Source organism: Mesorhizobium sp. M4B.F.Ca.ET.089.01.1.1 (genome assembly GCF_004022605.1).
GTDB classification, from domain to species: Bacteria; Pseudomonadota; Alphaproteobacteria; order Rhizobiales; family Rhizobiaceae; genus Mesorhizobium; species Mesorhizobium abyssinicae.
In genome coordinates, this window is the sequence record NZ_RZOS01001495.1 from 1 (window position 1) to 417 (window position 417).

Consider the following 417-nt stretch of genomic DNA (forward strand, 5'->3'; position numbering starts at 1 on the left):
AGGCATGGATGCGCACAGCGGCTACGTGTCCTTGTCGCGACATCGGGATGGGATGGATCTGCATTACGGCAGCGAAGACTTCGCGACCCGCGAACGACTTGTCCGCGCGCTGTCACGCGACCGCGCCAAGGATATGGCGTCGGATTACGATCAGATCGACCCGGCGCAACACTACGCCGAGCGCCGCGGCATCACCTTCCGCGAGCGCGTGGTCGAGTTCGTGCGCCGGGTCGTACCGGAGAAGTTGCGCGACAAGATCAGCGGGCTGCTCGACGGGTTGCGCTCGCCCGCAGACGTCGGGCCCGGTCAGGACCGTGGGCGCATTCCGGGAGGGGAAGACGGTCGAGCGCAAAGCGGCGATGCCGGCGCCGTGCCTGAAAAAGAAGCTTCCGCCAGGGGAGCGCAGCGCGAGGCGGA

General features: G+C 67.1%; 1 pseudogene. It reads left to right on the forward strand.

Annotated features, from left to right (window positions below):
• A pseudogene (locus EN780_RS38050) lies at positions 1-417 on the forward strand (Ti-type conjugative transfer relaxase TraA); the annotation flags it as partial.